The 12,025-nt window shown below is 69.6% G+C and carries 10 protein-coding genes; 5 read left to right on the plus strand and 5 right to left on the minus strand.

What is annotated here, in order from left to right; genetic code table 11:
• Positions 1-526: 526 nt before the first annotated feature.
• The 4 genes from AB0F41_RS30830 (at position 527) to AB0F41_RS30845 (ending at position 3,499) form a co-directional block, all read left to right on the plus strand.
• Positions 527-1,240 carry a rhomboid family intramembrane serine protease gene (locus AB0F41_RS30830; RefSeq protein WP_357429975.1) on the plus strand — a complete coding sequence of 238 codons (714 nt, stop codon included), beginning with the start codon at positions 527-529 and terminating at the stop codon, positions 1,238-1,240.
• Positions 1,241-1,309: 69 nt separating this feature from the next.
• On the plus strand, positions 1,310-2,074 hold the full coding sequence (locus tag AB0F41_RS30835) for a cyclic nucleotide-degrading phosphodiesterase (protein ID WP_357429977.1): 765 nt from the start codon (positions 1,310-1,312) through the stop codon (positions 2,072-2,074).
• Positions 2,075-2,117: 43 nt separating this feature from the next.
• Positions 2,118-2,891 (plus strand): ribonuclease PH, encoded by a 774-nt coding sequence (gene rph, locus AB0F41_RS30840; protein WP_357429979.1) that lies wholly within the window; start codon positions 2,118-2,120, stop codon positions 2,889-2,891.
• A complete protein-coding gene (locus tag AB0F41_RS30845) occupies positions 2,891-3,499 on the plus strand; it encodes a non-canonical purine NTP pyrophosphatase (protein WP_357429981.1) in 609 nt (202 codons plus the stop codon). The genes rph and AB0F41_RS30845 overlap by 1 nt, the downstream gene beginning before the upstream one ends.
• Positions 3,500-3,603: 104 nt before the next feature.
• On the opposite strand, the gene AB0F41_RS30850 is transcribed toward AB0F41_RS30845, so the two are convergent.
• From AB0F41_RS30850 to AB0F41_RS30860, 3 genes are all read right to left on the minus strand, one after another.
• Complete coding sequence (locus tag AB0F41_RS30850) at positions 3,604-3,969, minus strand: DUF3817 domain-containing protein (RefSeq protein ID WP_357429983.1); 366 nt, start codon at positions 3,967-3,969, stop codon at positions 3,604-3,606.
• A complete protein-coding gene (locus AB0F41_RS30855; RefSeq protein ID WP_357429985.1) occupies positions 3,966-4,511 on the minus strand; it encodes a transcriptional regulator in 546 nt (181 codons plus the stop codon). The genes AB0F41_RS30850 and AB0F41_RS30855 overlap by 4 nt, the downstream gene beginning before the upstream one ends.
• A gap of 74 nt (positions 4,512-4,585) precedes the next feature.
• Positions 4,586-5,461 carry an oxidoreductase gene (locus AB0F41_RS30860; protein ID WP_357429987.1) on the minus strand — a complete coding sequence of 292 codons (876 nt, stop codon included), beginning with the start codon at positions 5,459-5,461 and terminating at the stop codon, positions 4,586-4,588.
• Between the two features lie 139 nt (positions 5,462-5,600).
• Here AB0F41_RS30860 and AB0F41_RS30865 point away from each other — a divergent pair, with 139 nt between their 5' ends.
• The gene (locus AB0F41_RS30865; protein WP_357429989.1) at positions 5,601-7,646 is read left to right on the plus strand and encodes an ATP-dependent DNA helicase; all 2,046 of its coding nucleotides are present in this window, start codon (positions 5,601-5,603) and stop codon (positions 7,644-7,646) included.
• A gap of 30 nt (positions 7,647-7,676) precedes the next feature.
• Here the strand turns inward: AB0F41_RS30865 and AB0F41_RS30870 are convergent, their stop codons facing one another.
• Together AB0F41_RS30870 and glgP are read right to left on the minus strand one after the other, a co-directional pair.
• Positions 7,677-9,038: an NCS2 family permease gene (locus AB0F41_RS30870; RefSeq protein ID WP_357429991.1), complete on the minus strand. Its 1,362-nt coding sequence runs from the start codon at positions 9,036-9,038 to the stop codon at positions 7,677-7,679.
• 176 nt (positions 9,039-9,214) lie between these two features.
• Positions 9,215-11,746 (minus strand): alpha-glucan family phosphorylase, encoded by a 2,532-nt coding sequence (glgP, locus tag AB0F41_RS30875; RefSeq protein WP_357429993.1) that lies wholly within the window; start codon positions 11,744-11,746, stop codon positions 9,215-9,217.
• Between the last annotated feature and the right edge of the window lie 279 nt (positions 11,747-12,025).

A 12,025-nucleotide genomic window follows, 5' to 3' on the forward strand; every position in this document is an offset into this window, starting at 1 on the left:
GCCCTCGAGACTCGCGGCTGCGCCGCCTCGCTTCGAGGGCTGACAGCAGACGCGGGCCGAACCCTTTCAGGGCCTCGCTGAACTCGGCACCGAGGGGGTGGCCCATTCTGTGGACGAGCCCGGTTCGGATCGGTACCTGTGGTGACGCGGGTGGCGGGGCCGTGCGCTGGGTTGTGCGGGGTGCCTTCGCGGAGATCTCACGTCTTTATCCGGATGGGCGCATCCGTCCAGGGTGGGGCCCGCCCGGTTCTGGAGCGACCAGAGGGAGGGAGCGCAGCGACCGACCGCTGGGAGTGAAGAACCGGGTTAATAGGGCCCCACCCTCGAGGCGCGGAGCGCCTCCAAAATTACAGCCCGACCCTTCACGGAGGGGCCGATCCGAACACCCCTTCGCGGTGGGGTCGCTTCAACCCACCTCCCCAACCCCTCGCGGAGGGGTCGATCCAAACTCCCCTTCGCGGAGGGCGCGCTTCAACCCACCTCCCGCCCTTCGCGGAGGGGCCGCTCCAAAATTACGGAGGATGCCATGACCGGTGCACCCCTGGGCGCTTCGTTCGATCCCGATCGCATCGCCGCGCTGCGGCCGCAAACCGGCGGACCGCCGCCCGGCACACCCCCGCCGGCCCGGTTCGCCACTACCCGGCGCACCTGGTCCCGTGCCGGGATCCTGACCCTGACGTTCCTGGTTCTGCTGTACGCGATCGAGATGGTGGATGCCCTCATCGACTACAGCATCGACCGGACCGCCGGAATCCAGCCGCGGGACGCCGACGGGCTCGACGGCATCCTGTTCGCCCCGCTGCTGCACGGGGGCTGGGACCATCTCATCGGTAACACCCTGCCGGTGCTGATCCTCGGTTTCCTCACCCTGGCCACCGGTATCCGGCGCGGGCTGGCGGCCACCGCGATCGTCTGGATCGTGGCCGGGGCCGGGACCTGGCTCACCGGCGGCGAGAACACCGTGCATATCGGCGCGTCGTCGCTGGTGTTCGGCTGGCTCACCTATCTCATCTGCCGCGGCTGGTTCCTCCGGCAGGCCGGTCAGATCGCGCTCGGCCTGGTGGTACTGGTCCTGTACGGCTCCCTGCTGTGGGGCGTTCTCCCCGGTCAGGACGGAATCTCCTGGCAGGGACACCTTTTCGGCGCAATGGGTGGACTGTTGGCCGGGTGGGTACTCTCCAGTGATGAACGTCGACACCGCCGTCAGTCGCGCACCGGGGCGCCCCTGTCTCCCCGGTGACCGCGGGTGCGGCCGATATTTTCGGGGGATGCGGTCTTGAAGCGGGAAACATCGTGGCAGCATGAAGGTATGCGCCTCACCGTCCTCGGGTGCTCGGGCAGTGTGTCCGGCCCGGATTCCCCAGCGTCGGGTTATCTGCTGACCGGCCCGGATATGGCGCCGGTTGTCATCGATTTCGGGCCGGGGATCCTCGGCGCGCTGCAACGCTTCGCCGACCCCGGTGAGGTCGACATCTTTCTCACCCACCTGCACGCCGACCACTGCCTGGACCTGCCCGGGCTGCTGGTGTGGCGGCGCTACCACCCGTCCCCGCCCGCCGGGAAGGCGATCGTCCGCGGCCCGTCCGACGCGCCGCTGCGGATCGGCAACGCGTCCGCCGAGGTCGGCGGCCAGTGCGACGACTGGTCCGATGTGATCGACTTCCGCCCCTGGTCCGACGGCGAGACGGTCGAGTTCGGACCGGGCCACACGATCACGGCCCGGCGGATGTTCCACCCGCCGGAGTCCTACGGTCTCCGGATCGTCACCGATACCGGCCGCGTCTTCGTCTATACGGGCGATACCGCGGTCTGCGGGGCGGTCCAGGAGCTGGCCGAGGGCGCCGACGTTCTGATGGCCGAGGCGTCGTGGACCCACGACCCCGCCAATCGCCCCGAAGGCATTCATCTCTCGGGCACCGAGGCCGGCCGGATCGCCGCAACGGCCGGCGCGAAGGAACTGCTGCTCACCCATATTCCGCCGTGGACCTCCCGCGAGGACGTCATCGCCGAGGCCAAGGCCGAATTCACCGGCCCCGTGCACGCGGTGGCCCCCGGGGAGACCTTCGACCTGTAGGCCCGGGCATCTCCGGGCGCGGGTCCCCCACTACGCTGAGCCCGTGTCGAGACGAGCCGATGGCAGGGCGGACGACGAACTCCGCGAGGTACGGATCACCCGGGGCTTCACCACGCACCCGGCCGGTTCGGTGCTGGTCGAATTCGGCCAGACGCGGGTGATGTGCACGGCCAGCGTGACCGAGGGCGTTCCGCCGTGGCGGCGCGATTCCGGGCTGGGCTGGCTGACCGCCGAATACGCCATGCTGCCCGCGGCGACCCACACCCGCAGCGGGCGGGAATCGGTCAAGGGCAAGGTGGGCGGCCGCACTCAGGAGATCAGCCGGCTGGTCGGCCGGTCCTTGCGCGCCTGCATCGATCTGGCCGCCATCGGCGAGAACACCATCGCCGTCGACTGCGATGTGCTCCAGGCCGACGGCGGTACCCGCACCGCCGCGATCACCGGCGCCTATGTCGCGCTGGCCGACGCCGTCACCTATCTCGGGGCGGCCGGCGGTCTGGCCGATCCGCAGCCGATCTCGTGCGCGATCGCGGCGGTCAGTGTCGGGGTGGTGGACGGCCGGGTCCGGCTGGATCTGCCCTACGAGGAGGATTCGCGCGCCGAGGTCGATATGAACGTGGTCGCCACCGACACCGGAACGCTGGTGGAGATCCAGGGCACCGGCGAGGGCGCGACCTTCCCGCGTTCGACTCTGGACAAAATGCTGGATTCCGCGCTGGCGGGTTGCGAGCGGTTGTTCGCGGTGCAGAAGGAAGCGCTCGCTCTCCCCTACCCGGGTGTGCTGCCCGAGACCCCCGAACCGACGAAGAAGAAGTGATGAGCCGCCAGGTTCTGCTCGCCAGCCGTAATACCAAGAAACTGAATGAATTGCGCCGGATCGTCGCCGATGCCGGGGTGGAGGGGCTCGAGATCGTGGGGCTCGACGATGTGCCGGAGTATCCGGAGGCCCCGGAAACCGGTGCGACGTTCGAGGAGAACGCATTGGCCAAGGCACGTGACGGGGCACGGGCCACCCGGCTGGCGTGTATCGCCGACGATTCCGGTATCACCGTCGAGGCGTTGAACGGGATGCCGGGTGTGCTGTCGGCCCGCTGGGCCGGCCGCCACGGCGACGACGCGGCGAACAACGCGCTGCTGCTGGCCCAGCTCTCCGATACTCCCGACGAACGCCGCGGCGCGAGCTTCGTCTCCGCCTGCGCCCTGGTGATCCCGGGCGGCGCCGAGATCGTGGTGCGCGGCGAATGGCCCGGCACGGTGGGGCGGGCACCCCAGGGCGAGGGCGGCTTCGGCTACGACCCGCTGTTCCATCCCGACGGCGGTGAGCGCAGTGCGGCGCAACTGACCCCGGCCGAGAAGGACGGCGCTTCTCATCGCGGCCGGGCGCTGGCTCAATTGCTGCCCGCACTCACAGCGCTGGCGCGCTGAACCAACGACCCGCGCCGGCTGCGCTCGGAGTTCTCGCGCCGGCGCCCTGAGTTCACGCTGTCGGCGCGCGTGCCGGAATCCCGGAACCGCGCGCCGACGCTGGTTCAGACCCCGAAGTCCTGTTTGACCTGCTTGGTGTTGCGGTGCTCCACGAAGAACGACAGCAGCGGAACGGTGCCGGCCAGCAGGGTGCCGATGGTGCGCTGGATCGGCCACCGGACCTTCACCGCCAGATCGGCGGTCAGGATCAGGTAGATGAAGTACGCCCAGCCGTGCACGACCGCGATCCAGCTCGGGGTATCCACCCCGAACCCGTATTTGGCGATCATCTCGGCGGTGAGGAACAGCAGCCAGAGTCCGGTGATCCAGGCGAGGACGCGGTAGCGCAGCAGCGCCCCGGCGATCCGCCGGTCGCCGGTCGGCCCGGCGGGCGCCTCGGGTGCGGTGGTGGCTTTCTCGCTCGCGGTCAACCCGCGCTCCTCTCGGTATCGCGGGCGACGCCCGCCGTGCTACCCGCGCCGCCGTCTTCGGCGTGCAGCCGGGCGAGGTAGGTGTTGTATTCGGCGAGCGCCGGATCGTCCTCGCGCGCCGCCCGCGGGCGTTCGGGCAGGAACCCGGCCGGGATCTCCCGTGGGCCGTCCGTCTCCCGCGCGCCGCGACCGCCGAACAGACCGCCACGCCTGTTCCTGGTGCCCGCCGCGCCGGACGACGCGTCCGGCCCGGTGGCACCGGCCGGGGCGATCGGCTGTCCCGCCGCGCCCGCGGTGTCGTTCTCGTTGCCCGCCTGGTCTCCGGACTCCTGCTCCAACCGCACGAACCGGAAATACGCGAACAGCGCGAATCCGGCGAACAGCGGCCACTGCATCGCGTACCCGAGATTCTGTGCCGTACCGCTGGCCGAGGAGAACCGCTCCCACTGCCACCAGCCCAGCGCCAGCGCGGCCACCGCGACCACGACCACCAGAAGAACCAGGGCCGGTCGGTGCACGGTGCGGCGGGGTGTTGCGGACACGGCTACCACGGTACCCGTCTACTACACCGGCCGTAGTGTGAGGTGGGCATCGCGGCAGCCGGTATCGCCGCCGGTCAGAACTTGTAGACGACCCCGGTCAACCGCTCCGATTCCGACCACAGCCGCTGCCACAGGTCGGTGTTCTTGGACAGCCGGGTGGACGGCGAGGCCTCCACCGGCCCCTGGGACTGGAACAGCCGGGTGGGGCCCCAGTAGGTTTCGGGGTCCGCGTCGCGGGTGGTGGCCGCGAACAGGGTCGAATGGGCGGCCTTCGCCGGCGCGTGCCCGACCAGCTTGATCACCGGTTTGCTGACCCAATCGAGCGGGGTCTCGGTGCGGGTGAACAGTTCGGTCGCCGACACACCCGGATGCACCCCGTAGGACCGTTTCGCCGAACCGGCCTCCGACAGACGCCGCTGCAGTTCCCGCGCGAACATCAGGTTCGACAGTTTGGCCTGCGCGTACGCGAGGTTGCGCTGATAGCGCCGGTTCTCGTAGTTCAGGTCGTCGATCCACAGTTTGGGGGTCTGTTTGTGGGCGATACTGGCCAGGGTCACCACCCGATCGCGGATCCGGTCCAGCAGCAGCCCGGTGAGCGCGTAATGGCCCAGATGGTTCACGCCGAACTGGGTTTCGAACCCGTCGGTGGTGCGCGAGAACGGTACGTTCATCAGTCCCGCGTTGTTGACCAGTACATCGAATTCTCCGGTGGCTTCGGCGAATTCCCGGACCGAGGCCAGATCGGCCAGATCCAGCCGGCGCACCCGCAGGTCGCCACCGATCGAATCGGCGACCTGCTGCGCCTTCTCGGTATTGCGGCAGGCCAGCACCACGGTGGCGCCCTTCGCGGCGAGCACCTTGGTGGTCTCGGCGCCGAGGCCGCCGTTGGCTCCGGTGACGACGAAGGTGCGGCCGGTCTGGTCGGCTATCTGATCAGGTTTCCACGCCATGGTCAGACCTTACTTCCGAGTAAGATCGCTGGGAAGTAGGGAGCCCCCGCGAGCCGGTGGACGGCCCACGCATTCGTGGCGCCCCGCCGGGTTCTCGACCGGCCGCACAGGTGTCGGTGGTGCGCAGTAGGCTGCCCGGGTGCCCGAACTTCCGCCCGTATCGGCCCTGCTGGCGACCGCCGTCACCGCGCTCGGCGGCAAGGAGCGCCCCGGCCAGATCACCATGGCGGCCGCGGTGGACCACGCGATCGAGACCAAGGAACATCTGGCGGTCCAGGCCGGGACCGGTACCGGTAAATCCCTCGCGTATCTGATCCCCAGCTTGCGGTACGCCGTCCGGACCGGGCGCACCGTGGTGATCTCCACCGCCACCATCGCCCTGCAGCGCCAGCTGGTCGATCGCGATCTGCCCCGCCTCGCGCAGGCCCTGGCCGGGCCGCTCGGGCGTACGCCGGAATTCGCGATCCTCAAGGGGCGCAACAACTACCTCTGCCTCAACAAGATCAACAGCGCGATTCCCGACGAACCGGCCGAAGCGGAACTGTTCGACGCCTTCGCCGTCTCCCGGCTGGGCCGCGAGGTCAAACGGCTCAACGAATGGGCCTCCGATACCGAAACCGGTGATCGTGACGAACTCGCCCCCGGGGTGAGCGATCGGGCCTGGCGGCAGGTCAGCGTCTCGGCGCGGGAATGTCTCGGGAAATCCCGGTGCCCCTTCGGACAGGACTGTTACGCCGAACGCGCCCGCGCCGAATCCGCGCAGTCCGATGTCGTGGTCACCAACCACGCCCTGCTGGCCATCGACGCGATCAGCGGCGTGCAGGTACTGCCCGAACACGATGTGGTGGTGGTCGACGAAGCACACGAACTGGTCGACCGCGTCACCGGCGTGGCCACCGCCGAACTCTCCGCCACCGCGATCACCGCTGCCGCCCGGCGCTGCGGCAAGCTCATCGACGAGCAGGAGATCGACCGCCTCGACGCCGCCGCCGAGGCCTGGCACGACGCGCTCGATGATCTGGGCCCGAGCCGCTGGGAGGCCCTACCGCAGGGAATCGGGCAGGTCCTGGCCCTGATCCGGGATGCCGCCTGGAACGCCCGCACGGCACTGAACCCGCAGGGCGGCGGGCCGAGCGGCGATCCGGAGGCGGCGGCCGGGCGGAATATGGCGGTGGCCGCGGTGGAGGAGATCCACGACAGCGCGGTCCGCGCCCTCACGGCCTTCGACGAACCCGATCCCGCGGCCCGCCGCGATGTGGTGTGGTTGTCCGCCGACGAGATCCGCGGCGTCACCCGGCGCACCCTGCGGATGGCTCCGCTGGCCGTCGGGGGATTGCTGCGCAGCCGTCTGTTCGGCGAGGCGACGGTGGTCCTCACCTCCGCGACCCTGCAGATCGGCGGCTCCTTCGACGGCCTGGCCCGCACCTGGGGCCTGCCCGCGCAGTCGCACGGCAAGGTCGACCCGGCGATGGCACACAGCGCGGAGGCGCCCTCCGACAGCGATACCGTGCGCTGGACCGCGGTCGACGTGGGGTCCCCGTTCGATCACGCGAAATCCGGAATCCTCTATGTGGCCAAACATCTGCCCACTCCCGGCCGCGACGGGCTCCCCCCGGCCTATCTCGACGAAATAGAACGCCTGGTCTCCGCGGCGGGCGGCCGCACCCTCGGGTTGTTCTCGTCGATGCGCGCGGCGAAGGCCGCGACCGAGGCGCTGCGCGGTCGCCTGGCCACCCCCATCCTCTGCCAGGGCGAGGATTCCACCGGCGCTCTGGTCCGGAAGTTCGCCGACGATCCGGAAACGTCCCTGTTCGGCACCCTCTCGCTGTGGCAGGGCGTGGATGTTCCCGGCCCGTCGCTGAGCCTGGTGATCCTGGATCGCATACCCTTCCCCCGTCCCGATGATCCCCTGCTGGCCGCCCGGCAGCGCGCGGTCGAATCCCGCGGCGGCAACGGCTTTCTCACTGTCGCGGCCAGCCATGCCGCACTCCTGCTGGCGCAGGGCACCGGGCGATTGCTGCGCAGCGTGGACGACCGCGGAGTGGTCGCCGTCCTGGACCCCCGGCTGGCCACCGCCCGCTACGGCGGCTACCTGCGCGCCTCACTGCCCCCGTACTGGGAAACGGCCGATCCGGAAGTGGTCGCGCGCGCACTCACCAGGCTGGCCGCCGCCGCGTCCGTCTGACCTCGGAGCACCGCCGCGGCCGCGCCGAACCTATTCCGCGAGGAAGAAGAAATACCCGAGGAAAATCACGGTCAGCACCCACATGACCGGATGCACCTCACGGAAACGACCCCGCGCCACCATCACCACCGGATAGAAGATCATCCCCATGGCCAGCCCGTTCGCGATCGAATAGGTCAGCGGCATCATGACGATGGTGATGAACGCCGGCACCGCGAACTCCAGCCGCTGCCACTCGATATCACCCAGCGAACGTGCCATGAGCACCCCGACCACGATCAGCGCCGCGGCGGTCACCGCCCCGGAACCGGCCACCACCGCGAACAGCGGGTAACAGAACATGGCCACCGCGAACCAGGCCGCCGTCACCACCGCCGTCAAACCCGTCCGGCCGCCCGCCGACACACCGGCCGTCGACTCCACATACGCCGTGGTGGTGGAGGTACCGATCACCGCACCCGCCATGGTGCCCACCGCATCCGCCGACAGCGCGCTCGACGCCCGCGGCAGCTCCCCCTTCTCGTTCAGCAGGCCCGCCTGATTGGCGACGCCGATCAACGTTCCCGAGGCGTCGAAGAAATCGACGAACAGCATGGTCAGCACCACCACCGCCATCTGCGCGGTGAACGCGTCGGGCAGATGCGCCAGCGCCTGCCCGAACGTCTGGTCCAACCCCTGCGGCAACGCCGCCACCCCGTCGGGCACATCCACCAGACCGGCGATCATCCCGATCACCGCGGTCAGCACGATCCCGTACAGCACCGCGCCGTGCCAGCCGCGCACCAGGAACACCACGGTCATCACCAGACCGAACAGGGCGAGCACGGTGGTGCCCTCGGTGAAATCGCCCAGCGTCACCAGCGTGGTGTCGCTGGCCGCGACGATCCCCGCGTTCTTCAGGCCCAGAAAGGCCACGAAAAGCCCCACCCCGGCCGCGACGGCCAGTTTCAGCTGGAACGGGATCGCGTTGAGGATCTTCTCGCGGATCTTGGTGATCGCGAGCACGAAGAAGATGAGACCGGACAGGAAGGTGCCCGACAGCGCGACCTCCCAGGGGATCCCCATCCCGAGCACCACCGAATACGCGAAGAAGGCGTTCAGCCCCATCCCGGGCGCCAGCGCGATCGGATAGCGCGCCCACAACCCCATCACCAGCGTGCCCACCACCGCCGCGACCGCAGTCGCGGTGAACACCGCCTGCGTGGGAATGCCCTGTTCCCCGAGGTCGCCCTGATCACCGAGGATGGCCGGATTCACCGCGAGTACGTAGCACATCGCCAGGAACGTCACCGTCCCCGCCATCAGCTCCCGTTTCACGGTCGACCCGTGCACGCCGATGGCGAAGAACGAATCGACGCGGCCCTGGGTGCGGGTCTGTGGACCTGTGGCCATGGAACCTCCAGTCGGTACGGGCGTGACCTGTGTCCGGGCGCAGGCCACACGCAGACGGAGGGCGGATCGGGCCCGGCAGCGCCAGTGGAACGGTATCGGAAAGTCGTGACGAACCGAAGTCGGCGCCGCGTGCGGCCGATCACGGCGCGGCCCGGCGGCCTCCGGCCCGCGACCCGCTAGGCAGTGGTGACCAGACCCGGCTCCGCGCTCGAGGCCAGCAGTTCGTGCACCGGCAGCACCCGCACCTGATAGCCCACGGACCCGGACAGCGGCAGCGGGATCCGCACCGTGAACAGGGCCGGCCCCGAATCGGCGGGGCCCGTACAGGTCATCGGGGCCGTTCGGGTCTCGGTGAGGTCGTCCTCGGATGAGACCCGGCCCACCACGGCCTCCACCAGCACCTCGTGCGGTTCCAGCCCACCCAGCTCCACCCGGGCGGTCAGCGACAGCGGCGCGCCCAGCTCCGGATCGTCCGGAAGCCCTGCCGCATCGACACCCACGACCCGCACCCGCGGCCAGGCCTCCGCCACCCGGCGGCTATACCGCCCGATCTCCCGCGCGCCCGCCAGATCCGCCTCGACGGCCCGGTGGGAGGCGGCGGCGGCCGGAACGTAATACCGCTCGGCGTATTCGCGCACCATCCGGTCTGCCCGCACCTTCGGACCCAGATCGCTCAGGGTGTGCGTCACCATCTCCAGCCAGCGCGCCGGCAGCCCGTCGGCGTCGCGGTCGTAGAACCGGGGCGCCACCACACGTTCCACGAGCTCGTAGAGGGCGGTGGCCTCCAGATCGTCGCGGCGCTCCTCGTCGATCACCCCGTCGGCCGTCGGGATCGCCCACCCGTTCGCGCCGTCGAACATCTCGTCCCACCACCCGTCGCGGATCGACAGGTTCAGCCCGCCGTTCAACGCCGATTTCATACCCGAGGTACCGCACGCCTCCAACGGCCGCAGCGGATTGTTCAACCAGACATCGCAGCCCCAATACAGATACCGGGCCATCGCGATGTCGTAGTCGGGCAGGAACACGATGCGATGCCGTACCGCCGGATCGTCGGCGAAGCGCACCAACTCCCGGATGAGCGCCTTCCCGCCCTCATCGGCGGGATGACTCTTCCCCGCCACCACCAGCTGCACCGGCCGCTCCGGATCCAGCAGCAGATCCCGCAACCGACCCGGATCACGCAGCATCAGGGTCAACCGCTTGTACGTCGGCACCCGGCGGGCGAAACCCACCGTCAGCACATCGGGGTCGAAAACCGACTCCGTCCATGTCAACTCGGCCGCGGCGGCACCACGCTGGGTCCACGACTCCCGCACCCGGCGGCGCACATCCTCGACGAGCAGCCCACGCAACCGGCTACGAACCGCCCACACGGCGCGCGGATCCGGATCCCGGATCCACTCCCCCTCCGCGTCCGCACCGGCGCCGCGCAGCTCGCCCCACTCCCGGGCCGCCCAGGTGTCCACATGCACCCCGTTGGTGACCGAGCCGATCGGCACCTCGGGCGGATCGAACCCCGGCCACAACGGCGCGAACATCTCCCGGCTCACCGTGCCGTGCAGGCGCGACACCCCGTTCGCGCGCTGCGCCAGCCGCAACGCCATATGCGCCATATTGAACACCGACGGATCGGCCTCACGCCCCAGCGCGACGATCCGGTCCACCTCGATCCCCGGCAACAGCGGCGAATCCCGCTCCCCCGACGCACCCCCGAAATAGCGATGCACCAGGGAAACCGGGAACCTGTCGATACCGGCCGGAACCGGCGTATGAGTGGTGAACACCGTCGCCGCCCGCACCGCCGCCAGCGCGGTCTCGAAATCGTGGCCCGCCGCCAGGTACTCCCGGATCCGCTCCAGACCCGAGAACCCCGCATGACCTTCGTTCATATGGAAAACATCCGGATCCGGCAACCCCGCCGCCGCAGTGTAGGCGCGCACCGCCCGCACCCCGCCGATACCGGCCAGGACCTCCTGCGCGATCCGATGCTCCTGATCACCGCCGTACAGCCGGTCGGTGACCGTCCGCAGATCGGGATCGTTGCTCGCGATATCGGAGTCCAGCAGCAACAGCGGCACCCGTCCCACCTGCGCGATCCACACCCGCGCCGCCAGCACCCGCCGATCCGGCATCGCCACGTGCACCAGCACCGGCGACGAACCCGAGGTCAGCGGCCGCAACGGCAGCCCGTACGGATCCAGCACCGGATACCGCTCGGCCTGCCACCCATCCAGCGTCAGCGACTGGCGGAAATACCCCGCCCGATACAGCAGGCCCACCCCGATCAACGGCAACCCCAGATCCGACGCGGCCTTCAAATGGTCGCCGGCCAGAATCCCCAGCCCCCCGGAATAGTTCGGCAGCACCTCACTGACCCCGAACTCCATCGAGAAATACGCGATACCCCGTACCCCGAGATCGGCCCCCGGCCGCCCGAGATACTCCCGCAGATCCGCCGCCGCCGCGTCCACCCGCGCACAGAACCCGGGATCCGCCGCCAACTCCGTCAGCCGCTCGACGGGCACCTCACCCAGCATCCGCACCGGATCGGGCCCGATCTCCCGCCACCGCGCGGGATCCAGCGCAGCGAACACATCCTGCGTAGGCCCATGCCACGACCAGCGCAAATTGGCCGACAACTCGCCCAACGCCGCCAAACGCTCCGGCAAATGGGCGCGAACCGTGAACCGACGCAGTGCCTTCATCCGCAAGAGCTTAGTAGTGCCCGCCGACGCCACCTCGCCGCACGATGGGTGGATTTGGAGCGACCCGTTCGCGGAGGGTTGGGGAGGCGGGTTGAAGCGGCCCCACCGCGAAGAGGGGTTCGGATGGACCCCTCCGCCAAGGGTCGGGGAGGTGGGTTGAAGCGGCGGCCCCTCCGCGAAGAGGGGGTTCGGATCGACCCCTCCGCCAAGGGTCGGGCTGTAATTTTGGAGCGGCTCCGCCGCTCGAGGGTGGGGCCCTATTAACCCGGTTCTTCACTC

Origin of the sequence: Nocardia sp. NPDC024068 (assembly GCF_040638875.1) — a bacterium.
GTDB lineage: Bacteria > Actinomycetota > Actinomycetes > Mycobacteriales > Mycobacteriaceae > Nocardia.

Bases quoted from the DNA above. Each gene is read 5' to 3' on its own strand.
- AB0F41_RS30835 (WP_357429977.1), top strand. From the start codon at position 1,310: ATGCGCCTCACCGTCCTCGGGTGCTCGGGCAGTGTGTCCGGCCCGGAT.
- glgP (WP_357429993.1), bottom strand. From the start codon at position 11,746: ATGAAGGCACTGCGTCGGTTCACGGTTCGCGCCCATTTGCCGGAGCGT.
- AB0F41_RS30860 (WP_357429987.1), bottom strand. From the start codon at position 5,461: ATGGCGTGGAAACCTGATCAGATAGCCGACCAGACCGGCCGCACCTTC.
- AB0F41_RS30830 (WP_357429975.1), top strand. From the start codon at position 527: ATGACCGGTGCACCCCTGGGCGCTTCGTTCGATCCCGATCGCATCGCC.
- AB0F41_RS30870 (WP_357429991.1), bottom strand. From the start codon at position 9,038: ATGGCCACAGGTCCACAGACCCGCACCCAGGGCCGCGTCGATTCGTTC.
- AB0F41_RS30845 (WP_357429981.1), top strand. From the start codon at position 2,891: ATGAGCCGCCAGGTTCTGCTCGCCAGCCGTAATACCAAGAAACTGAAT.